Source organism: Microvirga sp. KLBC 81, assembly GCF_003075415.1.
Taxonomy (GTDB): domain Bacteria; phylum Pseudomonadota; class Alphaproteobacteria; order Rhizobiales; family Beijerinckiaceae; genus Microvirga.
This window is the reverse complement of record NZ_QDAH01000025.1, coordinates 12447-35538: the sequence shown is the minus strand read 5'-3', so window position 1 is coordinate 35538 and position 23092 is coordinate 12447. Positions and strand designations below refer to the sequence as shown.

Genomic DNA, 23092 nt, shown 5'->3' with positions numbered 1-23092 from the left:
AAAATGAACCTTCGCCGCGTCTCAAGACTTTGCGGTCAAATAAGGCAGAATCCAGGATGATCAAACCTGCGGTTCGCCACAATCCACTTCAAGCGAAGCGAAGCCCATATTTCAAGGAGCGTAGGCATAAGGCGTTTCTGAAGGACCTATCGAGCCATAGGGGTGGCCTGACTGTCATGATGACATCAAATATGAAGCTCACGTCCTAGGGCCTTCAGGGCCGCCTCCTGGAATGCTTCTCCCTGGGTCGGATGCGCGTGAATCGTGCCTGCAATATCTTCGAGGCGCGCTCCCATCTCGATTGCCAGGCCGAAGGCCGCGGCCAGTTCAGATACGCCCTGCCCCACTGCCTGAATTCCGAGCACCAGATGATTATCCGCCCGGGCGACCACGCGCACGAACCCGTCTTCTCCCAACCTCGTCATCGCGCGACCATTGGCCGAGAAGGGGAAATGCGCGACTCGAATCTCTGTCCCGGCCCTGCCCGCTTCGTCGGATGTCAGGCCAACGGTGACGATCTCGGGATCGGTGAAGCATATGGCTGGAATGCCCCGCTTATCCCACACGCGCCTATGGCCGGCGATAATCTCGGCCACCATTTCGCCCTGCGCCATGGCGCGATGAGCCAGCATCGGCTCGCCGGTGACGTCACCGATGGCATAGATCCCCCGCATTGATGTTTCGCATCGATCCCCAATTCGAATGAATGGCCCATCCATATCGAGGACGAGTTCTTCAAGTCCCCAACCCTGCGTGACCGGCCTCCGTCCAACCGTAACGAGGATCCTGTCCGCAGGGAGCGACGTCTCGGCCCCACTTCCGTTTTCGACCAGGAGTGCGCTGCCTCCTTTCGTCACGCCTCTTGCCTTCGCGCCGGTCATGACGTTAACGCCGAGAGCCTGCAGCTTCTTCGCAACGGGGCGGGTCAGTTCAGCATCGTATTGCGGGAGGATGCGAGCCTGCGCTTCGACAACGGTCACTTGTGCGCCCATCTTGGCGAAGGCAGTCCCAAGCTCCAGGCCGATATAGCCTCCCCCGACAACAACGAGCTTCTCTGGAACCTCAGTCAGCGCCAACGCTTCAGTCGAAGAAATCACCGGCCCTCCAAAGGGCAGGTTCGGTAGCTCGACCGGAGCCGATCCTGTTGCGATCACGACATTCTCCGCGCGGATGATTTGCCGTCCCGTTTCCGTCTCCACCTCGACCGTATTGCCATCGCGGAAGCGTGCCCAGCCCTCGACCACCTTCACCCGCGACCGCTTGAGCAGGCCTGACACGCCGCTGTTGAGGCGGCTGACGATGCCATCCTTCCATGCAACGGTCTGGGCAAGATCAATTCCCGGTTTCATTGTCGTGATCCCGAGAGGATTCCGGCCAGAGGCGAAGTGAACAATCCTATCGTACTCCTCGGCCGCATGGATGAGTGCCTTTGAGGGGATGCAGCCGACATTGAGGCAGGTTCCGCCAGGCTTTCTGGTGTCGACGATCACCGTATCCATTCCAAGCTGCCCGGCGCGGATGGCGCAAACATAGCCCCCCGGTCCCGCGCCGATGACGAGGAGCTTGCACGACATGTCTTTCATTGGTTCAAGCCTCCACGAAGATCATCGCTGGCGTTTCCAGAAGCGTCTTGATGCGCTGCACGAAGACGGCTGCGTCCCAGCCATCGATGACCCGGTGATCGAAGCTCGACGACAGATTCATCATTTTTCGAGGGGTGAAGGCCGATCCATTCCACACTGGTCGCACCATGATCTTGTTGACGCCGATGATGGCGACTTCGGGATGATTGATCACTGGCGTTGTGACGACGCCGCCCATCGCGCCCAGCGACGTGATCGTGATGGTCGATCCGCTCAAATCCTCACGTGTCGCCGTGCCGGATTTCGCAGCCTCTGCAAGCCGGTTCAGTTCGGCGGCACAGCCCCAAAGATCGAGTGCTTCCGCATGCCGGACGACAGGGACGACGAGACCGGAGGCGGTCTGCGTCGCGATGCCGATATGCACGCCCTCATGCTGGTGGACGATGCCGGCCTCGTCGTCGTAGAGCGCATTCAGATGTGGGTGCTCGGCGATCGCCTTCACCATGGCCCGCATGAGGAACGGCAGCAGGGTGAGCTTCGGCCTGTCGGAACGTTTGTTTGCATTGAGCGACGCCCGCAGATCCTCGAGCGCCGTCACGTCGACTTCTTCCACATAGGTGATGTGAGGAATACGCGACTTGGAGATCGCCATCTTCTCCGCAATTTTGCGGCGCAATCCGACAACCTTGATCTGCTCGACGGACGTTTTTGGGGTGAGGCCCGGCCCACGAGCTACCTGCGGCCCGTGTGCGAAGAAGGCATCGATATCCTCATGCGTGATGCGCCCCCCAGGACCTGTGCCGGGTACCTGCCGCAGGTCAATTCCCGCCTCACGTGCCCTCAGGCGCACGGCCGGCGATGCGATCGGCTTTTCACCCTCTGCCCGCGCAACGGCTGGGCGGGGCATTCTCAGCCCATGGTTCCGGGCCACCTCGCCAGGTGTCCGTGGCGTCATGAGCCGGACTGGGGCACCGGGCTCCGCAGGTGGCTCGACCGCTACCGGCTTGCTTGCAGCAACCTGCGCCGGCATCTCGTCCTTCTCCTCCTCGACCGCGGCCGACGATGCGACTGAGCCCTCGCCCTCGACCTTCAGACGGATCAGGGGCGAGCCGATGGCGACCACGTCACCGATCTCGGCGCCCAGCCAGAGAACCTCGCCTTCGACCGGAGAGGGAATCTCCACCGTCGCCTTGTCGGTCATGACAGCGGCCAGCAGCGTATCCTCACGGACGAGGTCGCCTACCTTCACGTGCCACTCGACGAGTTCGGCCTCGGCAATTCCTTCGCCGACATCAGGCATCTTGATGACGTGCTCACCCATGTCAGGCCTCCATCGTCTCGACGAGAGCACGCCCGACGCGAGCAGGTCCAGGGAAATAGTCCCACTCCTGCGCATGGGGATAAGGCGTGTCCCATCCGGTCACCCGTGTAATTGGCGCCTCGAGTTGGAAGAAGCACGCCTCCTGGACAAGGGCAGCCAGCTCCGCACCAAACCCTGATGTGAGCGTAGCCTCGTGGACGATCACGCAGCGCCCCGTCTTCCTGACGGACGTCGCAATGGTGTCCATGTCGAGAGGAACCAGGGTTCGCAGGTCGATGATCTCCGCGTCAATACCCGTCTCCGCCGCGGCCGCCTGAGCCACATAGACCATCGTGCCATAAGCCAGCACGGTCATGGCTGAACCTTCTCGCACGACCGATGCCTTGCCGAGAGGATGGGTGAAGTGGCCCGCCGGGACCTCTCCGAGATCATGCTTCGACCAGGGCGTGACCGGGCGGTCGTGATGACCGTCGAAGGGGCCGTTATAGAGCCGCTTCGGCTCTAGGAAGATGACCGGATCTGGATCCTCGATGGCAGCGATCAGGAGGCCCTTGGCGTCATAAGGATTCGACGGCACGACGGTCTTCAAGCCCGCCACATGGGTGAACAGCGCCTCAGGGCTTTGACTGTGTGTTTGCCCGCCGAAAATGCCGCCGCCAGTCGGCATTCTGATAACCAGTGGACAGGTGAACTCACCATTCGAGCGATAGCGCAGGCGGGCGGCCTCGGACACGATCTGATCGTAGGCCGGATACATGTAGTCGGCGAATTGGATCTCAATGCAGGGACGAAGACCGTAGGTCGCCATGCCGATGGCTGTGCCGACGATGCCGGACTCGCTGATCGGGGCGTCGAAGCATCGTGTCTTGCCGTATTTCTGCTGAAGGCCTGCCGTGCAGCGGAAGACGCCGCCGAAATAGCCAACATCCTCTCCGAAGACGACGACGCGGTCGTCACGCGCCATCATCACGTCCATCGCATCGCGAATAGCCTCGATCATCGTCATGCGGGCCATGGCTCACACTCCCGCCTGCTGACGCTGCCGACGCAGATGCGGTGGCATCTCCGCATAGACCCCCTCGAACATGTCCCGCGCTGAAGGCTTTCCACCGGCATGAAGCGTGCCGTAGCTTTCTGCCTCCTTCTGGGCAGCGATCACGGTATCGAGGATTTCAGCCTCCGCCTGCTTGTGGCGCTCCTCGGACCAGACACCGCGCACGATCAGGTGGTTCTTCAAGCGGATGATAGGATCACCGAGAGGCCAGGCATCGGATTCCGTCTTGGGACGATAGGCGGAAGGATCATCAGAGGTCGAATGCGCTCCGGCCCGATAGGTCACGTATTCGACGAGTGTCGGTCCAAGATTGCGGCGGGCACGCTCTGCGGCCCATTTTGCGACGGCATAGACAGCGAGATAGTCATTACCGTCGACCCGGAGCGACGGGATGCCGAAGCCCAATCCCCGAGCCGCGAAGGTTCCTGCACCGCCCCGCGCGATGCCCTGAAACGTCGAGATCGCCCATTGATTATTGACGATATTGAGGATCACAGGCGCTTTATAAGTGGAGGCGAAGACAAGGGCGGCGTGAAAGTCCGACTCCGCCGTCGAACCATCACCAATCCAGGCCGCTGCGATCTTGGTGTCGTTCCGGATCGCCGATGCCATCGCCCAGCCTACCGCCTGGACATATTGTGTCGCGAGATTGCCCGAGATCGTGAAAAATCCGTGCTCCTTCGAGGAATACATGACGGGAAGCTGGCGGCCTTTTAGCGGATCGCGCGAGTTCGAGTAGACTTGGCACATCATGTCGACCATAGGATAGCCGCTGGCAATCAGGAGCCCAGCCTGCCGGTAAGTCGGAAAGTTCATGTCCCCGGACGAGAGCGCTTTGCGGAAGGCGCAGCTGATAGCTTCCTCGCCCAAATGTTGCATGTAGAAGGACGTTTTGCCCTGCCTCTGGGCGATCAGCATCCTCGCATCGAAGGTGCGAAGCGTCATCATGTTCCGCATGCCCTCGACGAGCTCCTCGTCGCTCAGGAGACCCGCCCATGGTCCGACGGCTTCTCCAGCCCGGTTAAGGACGCGGATAATAGAGAAGGCAAGGTCGCGGATGTCTTCCGGATTCGCATTCACCTCGGGCCGAGGCACGGCCCCGGCCTTGGGAATCTTCACATTGGAAAAGTCAGGAGTTCCTCCCGGACGAACGGCTGGCTCCGGAACATGGAGGGTCAAGGGTCGGAAGTCATTCATGGCGTTTCGTTCTCCCATAGACAAAACTAGGAACGAAACACCCTTCGGCTATAGGCGTGGCTGTTTCCAAGGAACGCGCCTTCGACGGCCGGCGCCTCAAACCGCTCGATGGCCAACCTTGCGGCCGGCTCTATCTCATTCCTGAGGTTTGACCACAGCCAGGACCTCGCCAGCCGTGATTTCCGGCTCCCCCTGAACCAGATCCGCCAAGCTTGCACGGATCCATGACAGGGCCTTCTCGTTGGCCGCAAGAGCGTTGTCCCGACTGTCGAACAGGGTCACCGATCCGCCTACGCCATTGCCGCCGTCGAACACATAGTAGCCTTGGAATCCCGGAGATTGCCGCAGGATCTGGCCGATCCCGCTTTCGGCACGCCGCGCCGCCTCAGGCACGGAGTGCATGTGGCTGAACTTGCGAATGACGACATACATGGATGCCTCCATTGTTCGCTGACGAGTGTGGTGTCTCTCCTACCTCTGCGAGGTCATCATATCCTTCGGCCCAAGATAGAGGTGGCGCAACTCTAGCGCTGCGAACACTATGATGCAGAGGCCAATGATGACATGGGTCCACCGCGCAGGGACGACATCCTCGAACCACAGAAGCCATGGCGAAGCTGTGATCCAAAGCCCGGCTATGACGTTGAGCCACTCCTCCCAATCGTAGGTCCGGAGCAAGGCCAGAAGCGCCAGGAGAACCACGACTCCTCCGCTGAGCCAAGCATTGCGCGCAGCCCAAGTCTCATCTGTGAAGCCAAGCAGCCATGGAGCTGCAATCAGAATGACACCAAGCGCGACATTCGTAATGTTGAAGGTCGTGTCAGTATGGTCGTTGACGGTACTCATCCTATCCTCCTCTGTAAGCAGCTACTCCCGTGAAACCATCAGAGGCATTTGGTAGGCTTATTACGTTCCTAATGCGCCATCAGAATTGGCACTCTTGCATGGGCAAGGATATGGCTCGTCGCCCCGCCGAAGATGAATTGTCTCAAACGGCTCTGGGTGTAGGCGCCCTTGATGAGCAGATCCGCGTGAAATGCAGCTGCCTGTTCCAAGATTTCCTCGCCCGGAGAATGCGTGTTCATACTGCGTGTCACGGCTTCAGCCTTGATGCCGTTTCTCTGAAGGCGGCTGGTCAATTCATCACCGGAAGGGCCATCTGCACCCCAACCCTCCAACGTCAGGACAATGACTTGGCTGGCCTGCGCCAGGAGAGGCATCGCGAGCGCGACAGTGCGGGCTGTCTCTGTGCTGCCGTTCCATGCGATCATAATCGTTTCGCCGATCGATGCCGGCGCTGCGGGTGGAACCAGCAGAATGGGTCGTCCGCTTTCGAACAGCGCCGCTTCAACCGTAGCCAGTCGCGGTGGCTCGTCACGGGAACCAGGCTGGCCAAGTACAATGAGGTCGAACACCCTGCCAAAGCTGCCGATATAGCTATCTCCGAACAGCTGCCGCCCCAGCCAGCGGCAAGACACCTCGTCCGCTACGCCGGCCTGCTGGACCCCACAGGAGAGCATGAAGCCCTCAAACAGCTGTCGGGACTGTTCCACGAGATCACGCTGTTCCTTCTCGCTGAGAATGGCCCAGCTGGTTGGGACATCGAAGGCGATGCTGGCAGGAATATCAGGGCCGAGCGCCAGCCCTTCAATATGGCTCCCGAACCGACCTGCTATTAACAATGCAGCGTCAAGAACAGAGCGGATAGACGCATGTGGCTCAACCGGAACCAGGATGGCTTTCATGATAACCACCTCGGTAATCTCTGACCTATGGCTTTATAATAATACGGAATCAAGTATTTCGCATGCCTGCTCTTTAGGTTGACCAGCGCAATCGTCGCCGTCCCTGCTCAGCTATGAATCCTGGTTAATTAGACGATGCAGGAGCATCGATCAGATGGCGGATCCGTTGAATGTAGAGATCGTAGTAGTCATCGAGCCCGAAGTGCTTTCCTAGCTCCCTACAGAGGAGGATCATCTCGAGGGCCTTCTGCCACTCATGATTGCGGTATGCGGCGAGCATGGCGCCGTTTCTTTCGTTCAACGTCACAAAATCCGAACCGTTGGTCGCATCGGCGCGTCCCACGATTGTGAAGATCCGCTCCAGCTCTCGCTTTCCCTTCACCTGCATATGGTCGATTTCAAGAACGGGGAACCGATTGTGAACTGCCCAAGCCGTTTTTTCCCCAATGATGACGGGAACTCCGTACTGCTTTGTCAGGTCCTCAAGCCGGGACGCCAAATTCACTGCGTCGCCCAATGCAGAATAGTTGAAGTGCAGATCAGAACCAAAATTGCCAACGACGCACAGACCGGTATTCAGGCCAATCCCGATTCTAAGTGGCGGGACCGACTGATCACCACCGGCCTCACGCTGACGCTGCTCATTGAGCTCTCGGAGGCTGTCTAGCATCGCGAGGGCAGCTTCGCATGCGTTCAGCTCGTGGGAGGGATCGGTGAGCGGCGCGTTCCAGAAGGCCATGATTGCGTCACCCATATATTTGTCGATCGTTCCATGGCGATCCATGATGTCCCGCGTGAGCGGGGTGAACAGCCGATTGATCAGCGCCGTTAATCCCTGTGGATCATCCTTGTACAATTCGGCTATCGACGTGAAGCCACGAACGTCCGAGAACAGAACCGTCAATTCCCGCTGCTCTCCGCCGAGGGTCAGCTTTTCCGGCGATTTTGCCAGCTGCTCCACCAGATCAGGTGAGAGATATTGGCTGAAAGCGGATCTGATCCGGTAGCGGTCTGCCGAAACAGTGACATAATTCGTACAGACCAGAACCGCATAGACCAGAAAACTTGAGATCAACGGAAAGGTGTAGTCGATCAGAAGATCGAGAACGGTGAAGCAATACCATGACAGGCCCAGGGTCACGGCGGCAATTGTGCCGCCGAGCACGAAGAGGGTTCCGGCATTCACCCTTGGTGCCAGTGCAATCAGGATCAGGCTCAGGAGAGCTGCTAGAGAGAGCTCGACAAAGGCCGTATAGCTCGGCCGCCTCAAGGTTGATCCCGTGAGAGCACTCTCCAGGAGCTGGGCGTGGAGATCGACGCCTGGAAGCGCAGGGTGAATTGGCGTGACCTTGAGATCAAGAAGACCTGCGGCTGAGGTTCCGACCAGTACCATTTTGCCCGCAAGGCTGTCGGAGGACACCCGGCCCTGCAGAAGGGAGATGGCAGAAATATATCGGCCAGGATTGTGCCGCGAGAAATGAATCCAGACACGACCTTTGCCGTCTGTCGGGATATCGAGGTTCTGAATGCCTACGCTTCGGACGCCGCTCGCGTCCGTCTTTATCAGAGTGACACCTGACCCTGTGGCGACACGAAGCATTTCTAGAGCAAGCGACGGAACAACAACTCCATCGGCGACTGCCATGAGAGGTACGCGACGGACAGTACCATCCAGTTCGGGGATGATCGAGAAAATGCCGTGTCCTTGAGCAGCGTCATCAAGGATAGGAAGATTCCGCAGCAAGCGCGGAAAATCTACCAGGAATGACCGGGGATCTGGACCGAGTGTTGCAATTCCCGACTGAGACGCTGGCCTTGTGGTCGGTGCGGCTCCCGAAACACGATAACCAGACTGCCCAAGCACTACTTTGGACGCCCGAATGGCCTCAGCGAAGACAGCGTCGTTACCGGGCAGGCGCCGAAGTTTCTCCCGCATGTCGGGATCCAGCCCCTGAAAATTTTCGGCCGCGATCTCCGGCGAGCTACGATCCGGTTCAGGAAATAGCACATCAAAGCCGATGACGGTTCCGCCCCGTTCGACGATCTTCAAGACCATGTCGGCCATGACCGTGCGCGGCCACGGCCATTGCCCGAGGGCGCGAAGACTCTGCTCGTCGATATCTACGATTGAGACAAGGACTTGGCCGGCGACGCGCGGATATATCAGCTGGTAGATGTCGAAGGACTTGTGGCGAAGGGCTTCAATGGGACCAGGATCCCAAACCCGCAATGCCAGCAGCTCAACAAGAAGCAGGAGACCCACGACCCGTCCCACTCCGAAGCGCCGCATGCTTCTCAGAAGAGCGATCATGGCCAACGCTCCGCTAGGCCATGGGTCCATGCCGGGAAGTCATGACTCCTATTCCCATTACGATGCGATGGCTCCTGATATCCAATCGGGCCGTCGTTGAGGATGTCGGACACGATCGACGGCCCAGGCATCTCCGCCTCACAGATCGAGATCAGTGGAGTGGGGAAGAGCGCCCGCAATGGTCAGCTCGGCCCTCAACACCTCTCCACTTGCGAAGGTGACAACGGCCGCTAACGTGTTCCGACCGCCCGCAAGCCGTTCGAGATCTCCGATCGTGGCATCCAGCGCAAAGCCTTGGGGCCTCGGGACCAAATCCTCACGGCCGATCTCGGCGATCTCCCTGCCGTTCACGAACACGTCGAGATCGGCGATTACCCCATTGGGAACTCGCGATCCGAGAACGGAGGTCTCGATCTGATCCGGCGATGTCAGTCGCGAGGCTCCACCTGTGTTGTCGATTATATTCAGCCGAGAGAGAGTAGCGTCTTCTCCAATGCCGAACGCGGCGATCCTCGCTCCAAACTCATCGTTCAATCTCGCAAGCTCGGCCTCGACCGAGCCCTGTCCGGCCCCGTCGGAGAGGAAATACAAAATGTTCCTCTCGTTGCCCTGATCCAAGCCCTGCAATCTCTCGTTGGCCGCTCGCAGAGCATCGGCGAAATTTGTTTGTCCGCCTGCGTCAAGGCCCCTCAGGTAATTGACGATCATCTTCTCGCCTGCGCCTGCGAGGTTGAAGGTGGCTGCGGTCACAGGCTGATTGTCGCCAGAACCAGTAGTCGGGTCGGCATTGCCGTTGAAGGGAATCACTGTCACCGCGACGTCAGTAGGAGAAAAACCGAGTCCGCTTATCCGCTCGGTCAGCGTGACCAAGCTAGCGATTTCCGCATCCAGAACGGTGTTGGATCGACCATCGGCATTCAGGTCGCCAACCGGTTGCCCCTCGAACCGTCCAGATGTGCTGCCCGAAACGTCTATGAGGTACAGGATATTCATTTGCGGCTGCACAATCGGACCAAGACGGATGGTCAGATCCAGAGCCGCAGTTGGCGTCGTCGTTGCAGACGGCGCCGTGATCGTGAGAGCGACCGGCTGATTGTTAAACTCGAGAATATCGCTCGCCGAAGCAGACTTCGGGCGAGATGAAAATACCCCTGCGCCGGCGATTTTCAGAGTGACATTTGCGGTATCGGTCCCTCCCTTGGCGTCGGAGACCGTATAGGTGAAAGAGACAGTGGCGGTTTGACCTGCGCTGAGCGCTTGAAAATCGCCGCTGGGATAAAAGACCAAATTCCCGGACGCGTCGAGAGAAAGGGCACCTTCGAGCGGGTTTGTCCAGCGAACGATCTGAAGTGAATCTCCGTCCACGTCGCGGTCATTGGCGCGCAAGGCCAGGATCGTCTTCCCCACCTCACCCACAGCGCGCACTGAGTCATTCTCCGCAACGGGAGCATCGTTCCGTCCGGTGACAGTCCATGAGACCGTTGTTGGAATGCGAGCCCCGTCAATCACTAGACTGTAATTGACGGCAACTGTCGTGATCTCCCCCTCTCCCAGATGCTGATAGGCAGGATGCGAGGGGTCCAGAAAGAAACTTCGTGAACTCTCGATGTATCTGATGCCCGGCGGCAAAGATGCCGGCACGCTTACGAGTGGAGGTGTTGCACCGTCCGCCGAAGTGACGGTTTCTACCAAGGCACCGATCTGCGCAACGGGGCCGTCCTCGATCGCCGCGCCACGGATCTGCTCCGGTACGAAAGTGGCGGCTGGAATGGGCTGATCGCGCGCGGCCGCACGCTCCGGCGTCAAAAGTCTGAAGTCAAGCAGCATGAGGTCGGGCAGGTCTATCGACATTGGCAGGTTTACCGGAATGATCGGTGTATCCTCGAAGTCGCTGCTGCCCCTCCTCTGAGATTGGGGTGAAAAAACCTGAAAGAGATCCCTCACGAAATCGCTTTCACCGCGGAAATCGTCAGCCGTTTTGGCGATTCGCGTGATTTGCGGGTCTGAGGCACCGACGGGTGTGAGAAGTATCGCGGCTCGAGGGTCCGATACCGAAGTCAGCACCCGTAATGCGTTGTTCTTGTCGAGGAGAAGAACCGAGCCTACGGAGCCGTCCGGCTCGGTAAGAAGCGAAATTTTCGTAACTCCGCTGAATGCAGAGATCTCAGTCTGAACGGCAGTTCCCCTGATCGCCATGGTGGCGACGGGCGTATCAACCTTCAGGTCACCGGTCTTGGCGATCCGCCCCGCGACGAACCCGATGACACCTTGAACAAGGGTGAACAGCGCCGAGTTTGAAGTCGAGTCCGCGGCGTACACCATATCGTTGAGCACGATGCGGGCATTGGAAGAAAGGCCGAACACTGTGCCGTCACTAAATCGTATCGCCAGCGTCGAGTCCGATCCGGTCTGTACGACATCTCCTTTGGCGACCATGTCGCCAAGGTGCAGTTCAACAGGAATGCCATTTCGCAGGACAGTCGCGGATCCGGAAACTTTCTCCACCCGGCCAATCTGCACTCGTGTGGCCGCCACGTTGGTTGCTTGCGCGTATTGTTCCGGCACTCCGGCAACCGCAAGGGCCTCGATGGTTGCGCCTGTCAGGCTGGCACCGTCGGGTGTCGTGAGGCTTAGGTGCCGTTCATGGGTGAAGTAGCCGAGAATGACCGCTGTCATATCGTGCCCTATGAGCACGAGATCGGCTCCCGATCTTCTGAATTCGGCGGTGAAAAGGAGGTTCCGATCAGGAAAAAGAATCGACGGCTCGGCATCGGCACGACGGCTCGACGCTTCCGCGGCATCGATTTGGATATCGAAGACACTGGTAACCGCGGATTGCAACACGGCCGAGCCCTCGGTTTATACGATGATAATCCTTTCACCGGAACATTCCTACCGGAATGAAGTCTCATGAGCTGGATCCAGGTAGCCCTACGACTGCGCAACGAGATATCAGTATTTTCGGCTGGCATGCGAGTTGCATAGTCGCGTCTATGAAATCTTTGAATACTGAGCAGCCGTTCGCATCGAGAAATTAACCTTCTAGAAAATGTCTCGACCAATGTCGTGGCGCTGACAATGAAGAGGCTTAGGCGACGCAACCGAAGCTGAATTGTTCTGTGGCCGGAGCGCCGTGCGTAAGGTCAGCAAGGCGCTCCGTGTTCCCGAGGATGTGACGGCAGGTCTCGCCGGTCTCGTCTGGGGCTTGCGCAACGACGGCGTTTCGGACAAAGAGGCGAAGGAGCTCAACCTCAATCCCGACGATCCGGGTCTGCACATGACGTTGGAAATACAGCCAAGCTGGCAACGAAGTCGATGATTAAGCCTTTAATTCACTGGCCACTCTGCAACACTGAAGATTGCGCTCACCCCTTTCTATGCATCGACGTCAATTGCGCATCAAGCGCAACCATGTGCATGGACCGGAGACAAATGAAGCTCCGGTCCATGACCGTGAGGATCGGGATCAGAGGCGATCAAGCGAAGGTGTGTCTCCGCCGAACCAGTTCTTCTTCATAAGAGCCCTCGCCTCCTCGGCAACCGCATCATCACCGCGCTTCTCGGCGGCTTGAAGCAGTCCCGCGGCGGCCCACCCGTTGTTGGGCGAGCGCTGCAGCGCGACGCGGAAGGCAGTTTCCGCCTCCTCGGCCTTACCTTGCTTCAGCAAGGCTGCTCCGAGGGACTGGTGCACCGGGTAATACCAGAAGGGCGGCTCCATATAGGGCAGTCGATCCTGGATCACGACCGCTTCCGCGAAGCGCGCTGCAGCTTGCGCATGATCGCCCTTAGCCTGCGCGATCCGCGCCTCGATCACCTTGCCTTCAATGACGAGTACGTCCGGACCTGGCACGCCGACATCCGGCATTGCCATGATCTCAGATGCGCGCGCCAGCTCTGCGATTGCCGCTGCTTCGGTACGTGCATCTTCCTCCCGCCCAAGCTGTGCCAGTGCAACGCCGCGAGCGTAGTGCCATGAAGCGCGCACGAACGGGAAGTTCCCATCCGGTGCCGGCAGAGACAGCACTTTTTCTGGCTCTGAGAAGCGCGCCTGGGTCGTATAAGGCGCTGCCGCGATAGGCTGTGTCCAAGGCACTTCGCGCTTGGTGCGATCCGATACGAGACCGGCGAGCTTCTCAGCCGCCGCAAGAGCTGTCCCGCCATCGCCTCCCATGAGGGCCGAGGCCATCACGAAGTGGACGTTGTGGGCGTAATAGCCCTCAGAATAAAGCAGGCTTGCGCCACCTTGCTTGAGCTGCGCCTCATCCACGGCGGCAGCTTGCACATTCGCATCCAAACTCTCACGCCAACGACCCAGGCGGTACCAGATGTGGCTTGGCATATGCACAAGATGCCCGGCTCCAGGCATCAATGCCGCCAATCGGGCAGCGTGCGGCGCAGCGCGTTCCGGCCTGTCAGAGGCTTCGACGGCATGAATATAGAGATGAATGGCTCCCGGATGATCAGGATCGGCCTTAAGATCCCCAATCTCCCGATCGCCGAGCACACCTTCGATGAGCTCGACCATCCGCGCGGTTTTGCCTTTTGGCGTCCGCCCTTCATCCGTCCAGTAATCCCACGGGTTGAGATTCATGAGCGCGTCGGCGGTCAGAAGCGCGACATGCGGATCCTCCGGGAAGCGGGCCTGAACGGCCTCCATCGCATCGGCATAAGCCTGATTCAGCGCTTTGCGGTCGGCCATTGGATCGGAAGAGTGACGCCGCGAAAGGGCATCGATAAGGGCAGCCTGCAATTCACCGGCGGTTGGAGCAAGGCGTCTGGCCTGTTCGAGCACGACAAGCGCGCGGGCGTTGGCATCGGCATCCATGGGATAGTTGATGTGCGGTCCGAGCACCCATGCCTCTCCCCAGAGGCACATGGCGCAACTGGGATCGAGTTCCTGTGCTGCCCGGAATGCACGGGCTGCTTCGGCATGGTTGAAACCCCAGCCAAGGCGGTAGCCCTGGTCGAAATAGGCTCGTGCCTCCTGTGCTGAGGGACCGACTGCCGACCATGTAAACCGGCCGAGGTTTTCGTAGACAGGAGGACGTTTCTCGGCGCTTGGGGCCGCTGCTCCTTTGGGGAGGTCGCGACTATAGGCTCCGAGTTCATTCCGCGCCGGCGGTTGAGAATGGGCTTGGTGATCTGCTTGCGCAATCTTCACTCCCGACACCGGCAGCGCGTGCCCTGCATGGGGCATTCTGTGAAGAAGTTTCACTCTCGGAGAGTTGTGATCGCCAAGAGGACAAGCCGCTGCCGACGTTGCAACAACAAGGGCGGCTGCTGCGGTGGTGGTCAGGAGACGGATGCGCGCCAGGAGACGCAGACGCTTCGCAATATAGGTCATCACGGACCTCCCCTTGCTGGAGTACCTTTCCAGTATGCTCCTGCGGCAAGCGAGGGTCTGTGACCTATCTCACAGTCTCAGAAGGTTCTGGAGCAAGCATGTTGGAGGGTAATGCGTAGCCATCTGAGCGAGACCTAAAGACGAAAAGCCCCGCTCGCGTCAAAGGACCGCCTTCCAGATCGACCATAGAAGGAACTGCACATTTCCGTTTGGAGCTGTGATCCGAACCGGAGCAGTTGCATGTTCGGTGATTTGGGACCACTCTGTCGCAATCGATCGAAACCAGCCGACCTCGAGTTCGCTATGGTGCTTTACTACGCTGATCGAGACCGGGAATTCGGAACACGCGTACGCCTCTTTCCACAGGCACCTTTTCTGGCTGGGTTTGCCGAGCCTGAAGTCGTTTGGCTGTCGCCGCCCGCCGGGAGCATCGGGCCGGGACCGGCAGATGATCGCATGTATGTCATCGACGCCATCGACAAGGATGAGCCCTACGCATTTCCCTATCTCCCTCCCTATTATGGTCCCACTCGTGCTCCCGTCGAGCCGGATGCGAATGGGCACTTCGCCCACTTTTCTCCCGGCTCCCGCGAGTTTCTCGCGGTTCACATGTACGGCTCTGTGCGCCGTGTCCTCGACATCTTCGAAAGTTATCTGGGACGGAGGATCGAATGGCCGTTCCGTCTAGACTATCCGCGCCTTGAGATCATTCCCTTGATCAATTGGGACAATGCTCAATCGGGTTACGGCTATATCGAGTTTGGCAGGCTTTCCTCGACCGAAGGTGTGATCCACCCTTATGGGCTCAACTTCGACGTCATCGCGCACGAGATAGGACACACCATCGTCTTCTCAATGGTGGGATTTCCCGCCGCCGGACCGATGCCGCTCATATTCCGCGCCTTCCATGAGGCTTGCGCCGACGTCACGGCCTTGATCGGCCTCCTGCATTTCGACTCCGTTCTCGACAGGCTGTTGCGGGCCTGTCGGGGCAACATCTATACACTCAACGAACTCAACCGCCTGGCCGAAATTTCGGAGACGAAGCAGATCCGCATAGCGAGCAATAGTGCAAAAATGTGGGAGGTGTCTCCGGAGCCCCATGATCTATCGCGCCCCCTCACCGGTGCGTGCTTCGATATCATCGTTTATCTGTATGCGGCGGAACTCGAGTACCGTGGGCTCATCCCGCCGGATCTGTGGACACGGACTTTTGAAACGAAGACCCATGAACAATGGGCCGGCCAGGTCTCAGAAACCTTTGCACGCCGCTACGAAAACCGGCACTTTGCTTTCAAGGCCGCCCTCATGGAGGCGCGCGATATCTTCGGACACTGCCTCGTCTCGGCCTGGCAGGCGATCACACCCGATCAATTGACGTTCGAAAGCTTCGGAGCTGCGCTCCTGGATGCCTGTCGGACCATCGCGGGAGAGCGTCACCAAGACGAAATCCGGGCAATCTTTCAATGGAGAGGAATTGATGTGTCAGTGAGAGCACCTGAGTTCCGATGACTAAGCTCACCTATCGCTCAGGGCAACGACGCCCCTGATGCTCGTCCCGACCGGGAGATCGCAAATGATAAGATCTATCTCGACCAGAAATCCGACGGAAGAAACAGGTGGAGAGATTTCCAGCGGCTCGGCCTCCCAATCCTCATCGCAAACCTCGTATTCCGGAAGACAAGCGTAGAGATCCACTTTCTTTCCTCTCACGTTTCCCTCACAGAAATTTTCAGGCAATTGGGGCACCTGCTTCAAGTCGTGATAATCTTGGTACTCCGAGTATATGACGCGCTCAATTGCATGTTCGGCCCCACGTATGATTGCGGACACCTCCGCATAAAGAGAATCTTCATCCGGGTCTTGAGGCGGCGGGCTGACGAGCTTCACCCTGAATTTCCGGGCAGTGACACTGGTGATACCCGTTGGAACATTGACAATTTTCGTGAACCGACGCCCCTCATCCAACCTGCCGAAGAAGAAGCCGAACACGCTTGTCATCGCAGCATCTCCACGCTTTATTCGGAAAGCTTGCCGCCCCGATGTGCCATTTGATGAGCAATCGAATAGGCGATCGGCTGCTTCGTGGTGTTGAGATTGCGATTGAGGATCAATTCCTCGAACGAGTCCCCGCGAGCTTGGAGCTGGATGGTTTGGTTAGACTTGTCGACATCCCAGGCAAAATAATCCTGGTTCTCCCATCCGCAGCCATCAGCAGCTCGTCCAGTCCCTCGGACGAGGACGATCACCGGCTCAGGAAGGGAATAGCAATGCCCCTGGTAACAGAAGCCATAGATCAGAGCCAATGTCTGGTCCGGATGGGGAGGATCAGGAGTGCAAATGATCGTTCCCTGGTCACCCAACTCCAGTGCCAAGATGGGAACGCCATATAGCGTGATGCGTGCAGGACTGTACTGGTAGCTCGCTGGGACAGGTCTGCTCTGGGTGACTTCGACCAAGTTGGTCATTGACGCCTCTCCTGCTGCTCGACTATGTCAGGGTAAGATCAACCTCAAGTCAAGCCGCTACTCCTTATTGGAATACAATGCTCTTCGCTGTATTTGCGAAAGAGATACTCCCGAAGAAGCGCCCTATTCATCTCGGATACCTCAGCGAATCCCATCTTTTGCGCCAGTGTCTCTGAGGGCCCCATCTGAATCTGTCCAGGGAACGTCTGACGCCAGAACCAGCCGAGCAGAGCAGTGGGGGATATGCCACTCGTTTGCGTTGTTGCTCCTTCCTTGCCCAGGGCGCGAAGCGCAAGCTGCTTGGCCTCGGCACGCTCGATGAGAGCAGCAAGCCATCCACGGGAGCGCAGCGTGTTGAGAAGGTTGCTTTGAACGACTTGCTCCAACGCTGCTTCCGTCCAGTGGACGAGCGCCTCCTCGTTGAGGAAAGTTTCCAACTCCGCATCACCAAGCCGGTTGTCTTCGAGAGCCCGCTGCAATCCTGCGCGACGCTCGCGAAGCCATGTTCGGAGTGCCCTCTCCTTTTCGTCGGGACCGGCATCGATCCCCTGTCTGCGCGCTTCGCGGATCGAAAGGGCGCGGGCCAGCGCCTCCCGCTTTACGCGTGCATAATCGCCCGGGATCAACCGGAGCTCGTCGAGAATGTCCTGCACCAGAAGCGTATTGGCCCCATTTCCAATAACCTGCGGAAGACTGTGAGCGGCCTCGTGATCGCAATCCCAGACTTCTGTTCGTTCGAATGTGAAATTTGCTTTGAATGGGGGAGGATCAGCTGCAATAAAATTACTGACCTCGGCTAGCATCTCCAACGCATCTCTACGCTTGCGACTAGCCCGGCCGATCGGCAACCACACTTCAAAGGCGTCGAGTTCCGAGCTGTCGAGTCCCGAAGTTCGGGCTCGACTGATGAGATCGGGCCAGCACCGATCTGCATAGAACAGCTTCTTCGCCAGATCGATGAGATGGTTTTTCATCTCTTGACCGATGACGCGACCGCGCAGAGCAGCGTCGAGCGTTGCCCGGATGTCGACCATCGCTTCGCTGAGCGGCAGAAAGCCGAGTTCGGCCGGCCCATGCTCTACGGCCACCTCGTCATCATCCTCGATCAGGCCTGAATGATAGTCAGCGAAGATGGAGCCGATACCCACCATCCCAAATTCGCAGAGTTCCGCTGCCCGTAGGGCCCCCATGCTGGCGGCACCGAAAACATGAACGCCCTGATGGAGAGCCCAAAGAATTTCCTTGTGCCGCACAGCCGGAACGGTTCGGAAGAATCCATCGATAATCGCAATCACGCGCGGTTTCGGTGACATTTCCACTGCCCGCAGGATGTCGCCATGCTTGGCCGGTGGGAGGCAGATCGCGTTGATCTGTTCATGGACCTCGGCAGCCGAGATGGTCGGGCCGCAGAATACAACCACGCTCATGAGATCCGCTCCATTTGAGCGCGGGCGCGGTGTCCCAGAGCGACACCAGGATCAAGAGGCCCCTCAAGACCCGGCGCGACGACACGGACGACGGAGGCTGGAATAGATTCGTCTGGTTGAAGGTCGGAGACAATGACGTCGTTGAGCCCTGCTCTCCGGAGGCGCTCAACGATGTGGTCGATGTCCTCATCCACAGTCGCATGATAGGCGTGGGGAACATTGCCGAAGCTACAGGCTGACGCATCCGAGCCGAGGCGTTCACGCCAGCGGGCCAGATCCGCCATATCATCGAACCGCGCATAAAGAGCAGGACCCACGTCGTCTCGGCTGCCCGCGATGATCGTGGCACGGGATTGAACGGCTTCGAGAACCGCTCGCATGAGTGCGACCCTTTTATCGGGGTGACACCCATGTCCTTCGGCAGGCAACGGCATGAGGCCTGGACCACCGTGCCTCTCCATAATGTGGCACTTGAAGGCCGCGAGGCCGATATCTGACGTTAGATCCCATACGGCGACAACGAAGCCCCTCCCCGAGATCTGTGACAGCACAGCCGCTGCATCCGGATCGTCAACCGACGTGAGATCGAGGCGCCGGCTGTCGATGCCCTCCGAAGCGAGAGAGAAGAGAACCTGCGCATCACGCTCGATCAGCTCGCAGAGGCCATGGACGAGCGCTTCACGACGATCGTTTCCCGATGCGAGGCCATTCGTGCTTGCCACGAAGTAGCCACTGCCAGCTGGCGCCGGAAGGGTGAAATTGGTGTGAACGCTCTCAAATGGAAGCCAGCAGGTCCCTCCACCGATTAAGTGCTGCCCCTCGAACCACAGAATGCGGGTTTCTGCCGAGAAGCGCGCCCCCAGGCGAAAGCTGAGATGACTGAAATCCACGATGTGTCGACCTGCTTGCCGCATCTCACTTGGGCTGGCCCAGACCAGAGGGCCAGAAATTCGCTCCGCGCAACAGGTCTCAACAGCTTCCATGACGGCGGAGACTTTCGCTGCTGTGCGATCCAGTCCCTTACCTTGGAACGTGATGTTCGAGCGTGAACCGGGACGAGTAGCGACCGCGACGGGAATCCCGATGGAGTCAAGCCCCGTGATATCCGCGACACGGGTAATGCCAAACGCGCCATAGAAGCGACCCAACCGGTCCAGGGTCTCCCTTGGCTCGACTGCGCGATGGGTTCCTGAACAATAGACCTTCGACAAAGCCGCCTTCCTCGAAGGAGTTCCGGTTTCGTTGACTGTCACGGCGAAGGTCTTGTACATGAAATTCACCGCAGCCGGGCTAGAAGATCCATCGCCACGGCCTTGTCCCGTGTCGGTGTTGCCTCGGGTATTCTCGCAAGAGCAGTCTTGAGAAGTGAAATGCCCGTAGCTCTCAAGTCTGTGTCTGCGAGAGCAGTCGCTCGGCTGGTCGCCGCACGCAAGAGAAGGGCGTTCGCATTCTGGGATTTTGCAGCCGCAATAGCCTCGTCATAACAGCGAAGAGCCTCCTCCTTTCGACCTAGGGAAGAGAGAAGATCGCCCTTTCGTCGTAGGATTTCCGCGATCCAGTAGCGCAAGCCGGTTTCGTTTGCGATGCTGATGGCCTCCTCGATCGCCTCAAGCCCGCGAGAAAACTCACCCCCAAGTGCGCAGGCTTCTGCAAGCATCTCCAGATAGGCGGGGAAGTCCTCCTGCGTGCCGATGATCCTCTGTGTCTCGAGACCGCGCTCGATTGACGCAATGCCTTCGGTGAGATCGCCGCTCAGCGATGCCGCCCATCCACCGAAGATCTCCGCCTTCGCGGCAATGTCCCGGAAGCTCAGTTTCTCCGCGAAATGAAGCATGCGTGCAGCTCGGCCCTTCACGGACTCCACGTCGCGGTGGTAGTGAAGGAGATTGAGTTCAGCCTCTTCGAAATGGGTCTTGCTGGCCAGATGATCGAGCGTGGCAGCATGCCGGGCGCAAGCCTTGATGATAGCCAGTGAACGTCTGGGGTATCCCTGCAACCAAAGGGACAACGCCTGCTCGCCTAAGCCACAGACCTTTGGATCATGACCGCCATAGAGAATGGCGTCGTGCCGATGTTCCACTGCATCATAAAGGGCCAGTCCCTCCTTGATGTGCTCGCAGCATCTTTCCTGTTCCCCGAGCATAAAGAGTGTCGCCCATTGGCAGTGATGGGCCTGAAGGGCCAAATGGGGATCGGCAAGATCTTGGACGATGGTTGACAACTGATCAGCGCGTTCACGCATGGCTTTGAAGTCTGGAGCTGTGCGCCACCATCCCCAGTAAGCCGTGAAGCGACGCTTATCGGTCGGACGACTGTCTGAAAGCGCAATGGCCCGCCTGTAGAGTTCCTGGACCTCATCGGCACCGGGACCAACGGTCGAAATCAGGAGCGGACCGAAAGCAAGGCAGATGTCGAGTTCCGTCTCGTTCCGCTCCTGCCCGGGCTCGAGTTCGTTGCAGAGGGACAAAGCCCGCGTCAGAAGATCGACAGCCTCCAGATTAGCGGAGCGTAACGCAGCACGCCGACCCGCGAGCCGGAGCTGAGCAATCGCCTCCAGGGGCATGCCGGCTTCAGTGTAATGACGCGCGAGAATTTCAGGCTCGGCGGAGGCCGCTTCCAGAATGTGGGCCAGACGTCGGTGGATTTTCTGACGAGTAGCCTTCACCATGCTGTCATAGGCGCATTGCTGTAGAAGCGCATGCCTGAAGCTGTACGAATGCTCCGGCACGTCATGCTCGGGAGCGATCACGCCGCGCTCGTACAATCGGGTGAGACCAGCATTGAGCTCCTCCTCGTCGAGTTGCGTTGCCTGTTGCAGCAAACTGTGCGGGAACCTGCGTCCGATTGCGCTTGCCACTTGCGCAATCTGCTTACCGGGACCGGACTGGTCGAGGCGAGCAGAAAGGACATCCATGAGAGATATCGGTAACTCGCCGGAATGACCCATACTAGGCTCTCGATCCTTTGTCTCCTTCTGATCCAGAAACGTTCGCGTCAATTCTTCAAGAAAGAAGGGGTTACCCTCGGAGCGGTCAATGATGCGCTCCAGTTCCGCAGCCGGGACATGGGAAGAGCCGGCAATGTGCTCAACAAGAGCAGTTGCCGCGTTCTCCGTCAGTGGTAATAGCTCAATTCTCGTCAGATGCCGGGTGTCAGAGGATTCAAGTGCCGTGAAGGTCGGGCGTGCTGTCGCAGTTAACAGCACCGGTAGGTCAACGATTTTGCAAATCAGACGGTCGAGAAGCTCCAATGAACTTGGGTCGATCCATTGAACATCCTCGACAATCATAAGAAGAGGACCACGGCCGGTCAGGCGCGCGATGATCTCGAGCAGGGTCGTAAAGGTCTCCTCCTTGATCTGTTCGGCGTTGTCATGTGGCTTGGCCTCGATCCCCCCCTCCTGGTGCGGGAACAGGACGCCCATGAGGATGGATGCCGCGTCCGGCATGGGCGGCACAGGAAGGTTCAGGAGGCGGCTCAGCCTCCCCTTTGGAAGATGATGCAGCCGCCCCGTGCGCATCAGTAAGGCCCGTTCGAGGGATGCCTTAACAGGATGGAGCGGTGTCGAAACATGAAGGGGCGAACACTGGAAGCTGAGCACGAGAGCGGCATCGTGACCCAAGCTTGCGCGAATTTCGGCTGCAACGCGGGATTTGCCGATGCCAGGATCGCCGGTGAGGAGGATCGTTTGCCCCTGACGGTTTTGCACGCGCTGCCACCGATCCGCTATGACTGCGAGTTCGGCATCCCTTCCGAGAAAAGGGGTATCACCCCGTGAATGGAATCCTTCGAAGCGTGTTTGTGGACGTCGGGCTCGCAGGACAGTCCAGGCCTGCTGTAATTGGGAGAAACCGGCCAGCTGCAGGTCCTGACGGTGCCCGAAGCGGAACATGGTTCCGACGAGCCGACGGGTCGCTTCGCTGACAAGAACGGAGTTCGGTGCTGCCGCACTCTGAAGGCGGGCAGCAAGATGGGGCGCGATGCCAACGACCTCATCGGTCCCGAAGCCCCGATCCCCAGCCATGTCGCCCGCAACGACCTTGCTCGTAGCGATGCCGACGCGAACGCTCAATGCGATCCTGCCGCTATATTCTGCATGGCTGAGATGAGCGCATCTTTCTATGATGGCGAGGCCCGCCTGGATGGCCCGCTCGGCCGCATTCTCATAAGTCGTTGGATAGCCGAAATAGGCCATCCCACCATCGCCAATGTACCGGTTGACCTTGCCCCCAAACTCCTCGACGGCGGCAGTGCACATCCGGTGGAAGCCCTGGAGGAGTTCGTGCATATCCTCCGGATCAAGCCGCTCGGCAAGGCGGGTAGAGCCGACGAGATCATACGCGAGCGCAGTGACCTGCCGTCTCTCGGCCGTACTCGCCAATTGCGCCGATAGGATGTGCTGTGGCATCCGCTGCGACCCCGTTGCAGCGCAATATAGCACGATTCATTCAGGAGGTGTCAGGCGGCTCATTCTCACAGAGCCGTCTACAGCATCGGACCCAAAAGTGGATTTGCACTTTTGGGACCCATCCGATGCTCCCTTCTAGAGATAGCGCATCATTTGAGCGGAAAACCGGATCCACTTTTCGCTGACGCGGACCTGCGGTTCCGCACGATGCTCTAGATAGAGCTTGAGATTTAG

Annotated in this window: 17 protein-coding genes; 2 read left to right on the top strand and 15 right to left on the bottom strand. The window is 58.7% G+C overall.

Annotated features, from left to right (window positions below; genetic code table 11):
- Positions 1-185: 185 nt before the first annotated feature.
- The 9 genes from lpdA to DC522_RS16395 all read right to left on the bottom strand — a co-directional run bounded on the left by lpdA (position 186) and on the right by DC522_RS16395 (position 12055).
- Positions 186-1583, bottom strand: a complete 1398-nt coding sequence (lpdA, locus tag DC522_RS16435; RefSeq protein ID WP_116529753.1) for a dihydrolipoyl dehydrogenase — start codon at positions 1581-1583, stop codon at positions 186-188.
- 4 nt (positions 1584-1587) lie between these two features.
- Positions 1588-2904, bottom strand: coding sequence for a dihydrolipoamide acetyltransferase family protein (locus DC522_RS16430; RefSeq protein WP_116529752.1), 1317 nt, complete (start codon positions 2902-2904; stop codon positions 1588-1590).
- Between the two features lies 1 nt (position 2905).
- The gene (locus DC522_RS16425; protein ID WP_116529751.1) at positions 2906-3919 is read right to left on the bottom strand and encodes an alpha-ketoacid dehydrogenase subunit beta; all 1014 of its coding nucleotides are present in this window, start codon (positions 3917-3919) and stop codon (positions 2906-2908) included.
- Between the two features lie 3 nt (positions 3920-3922).
- Positions 3923-5155: a 3-methyl-2-oxobutanoate dehydrogenase (2-methylpropanoyl-transferring) subunit alpha gene (locus tag DC522_RS16420; protein WP_116529750.1), complete on the bottom strand. Its 1233-nt coding sequence runs from the start codon at positions 5153-5155 to the stop codon at positions 3923-3925.
- A 135-nt stretch (positions 5156-5290) separates the two neighbouring features.
- Positions 5291-5587 (bottom strand): hypothetical protein, encoded by a 297-nt coding sequence (locus DC522_RS16415; RefSeq protein ID WP_116529785.1) that lies wholly within the window; start codon positions 5585-5587, stop codon positions 5291-5293.
- Between the two features lie 39 nt (positions 5588-5626).
- A complete protein-coding gene (locus DC522_RS16410; protein WP_116529749.1) occupies positions 5627-6001 on the bottom strand; it encodes an SPW repeat protein in 375 nt (124 codons plus the stop codon).
- Between the two features lie 68 nt (positions 6002-6069).
- Positions 6070-6900 carry a universal stress protein gene (locus tag DC522_RS16405; RefSeq protein WP_116529748.1) on the bottom strand — a complete coding sequence of 277 codons (831 nt, stop codon included), beginning with the start codon at positions 6898-6900 and terminating at the stop codon, positions 6070-6072.
- 124 nt (positions 6901-7024) lie between these two features.
- Positions 7025-9163, bottom strand: coding sequence for a CHASE2 domain-containing protein (locus tag DC522_RS16400; RefSeq protein WP_245444235.1), 2139 nt, complete (start codon positions 9161-9163; stop codon positions 7025-7027).
- Between the two features lie 186 nt (positions 9164-9349).
- The gene (locus tag DC522_RS16395; RefSeq protein ID WP_116529746.1) at positions 9350-12055 is read right to left on the bottom strand and encodes an Ig-like domain-containing protein; all 2706 of its coding nucleotides are present in this window, start codon (positions 12053-12055) and stop codon (positions 9350-9352) included.
- Positions 12056-12344: 289 nt separating this feature from the next.
- Here DC522_RS16395 and DC522_RS16390 point away from each other — a divergent pair, with 289 nt between their 5' ends.
- Positions 12345-12530 carry a hypothetical protein gene (locus tag DC522_RS16390; RefSeq protein ID WP_133239298.1) on the top strand — a complete coding sequence of 62 codons (186 nt, stop codon included), beginning with the start codon at positions 12345-12347 and terminating at the stop codon, positions 12528-12530.
- A gap of 147 nt (positions 12531-12677) precedes the next feature.
- On the opposite strand, the gene DC522_RS16385 is transcribed toward DC522_RS16390, so the two are convergent.
- Entirely contained in the window at positions 12678-14555 is a 1878-nt protein-coding gene (locus DC522_RS16385; protein WP_245444233.1) for a tetratricopeptide repeat protein, read from the bottom strand.
- A gap of 303 nt (positions 14556-14858) precedes the next feature.
- On the opposite strand from DC522_RS16385, the gene DC522_RS16380 reads away from it, so the two are divergent.
- Complete coding sequence (locus tag DC522_RS16380; protein ID WP_116529744.1) at positions 14859-16067, top strand: hypothetical protein; 1209 nt, start codon at positions 14859-14861, stop codon at positions 16065-16067.
- 6 nt (positions 16068-16073) lie between these two features.
- Here the strand turns inward: DC522_RS16380 and DC522_RS16375 are convergent, their stop codons facing one another.
- From DC522_RS16375 to DC522_RS16355, 5 genes are read right to left on the bottom strand one after another with little or no spacing between them, the layout of a single operon-like run.
- Positions 16074-16556, bottom strand: a complete 483-nt coding sequence (locus DC522_RS16375; protein ID WP_116529743.1) for a hypothetical protein — start codon at positions 16554-16556, stop codon at positions 16074-16076.
- 17 nt (positions 16557-16573) lie between these two features.
- Entirely contained in the window at positions 16574-17023 is a 450-nt protein-coding gene (locus tag DC522_RS16370; protein ID WP_116529742.1) for a hypothetical protein, read from the bottom strand.
- 44 nt (positions 17024-17067) lie between these two features.
- Positions 17068-18450, bottom strand: coding sequence for a TfuA-like protein (locus DC522_RS16365; RefSeq protein ID WP_116529741.1), 1383 nt, complete (start codon positions 18448-18450; stop codon positions 17068-17070).
- Positions 18447-19721 carry a YcaO-like family protein gene (locus tag DC522_RS16360; protein WP_116529740.1) on the bottom strand — a complete coding sequence of 425 codons (1275 nt, stop codon included), beginning with the start codon at positions 19719-19721 and terminating at the stop codon, positions 18447-18449. Before DC522_RS16360 ends, DC522_RS16365 begins: the two co-directional genes overlap by 4 nt.
- 5 nt (positions 19722-19726) lie before the next feature.
- Positions 19727-22858, bottom strand: a complete 3132-nt coding sequence (locus DC522_RS16355) for an AAA family ATPase (RefSeq protein WP_116529739.1) — start codon at positions 22856-22858, stop codon at positions 19727-19729.
- Positions 22859-23092 lie beyond the last annotated feature (234 nt).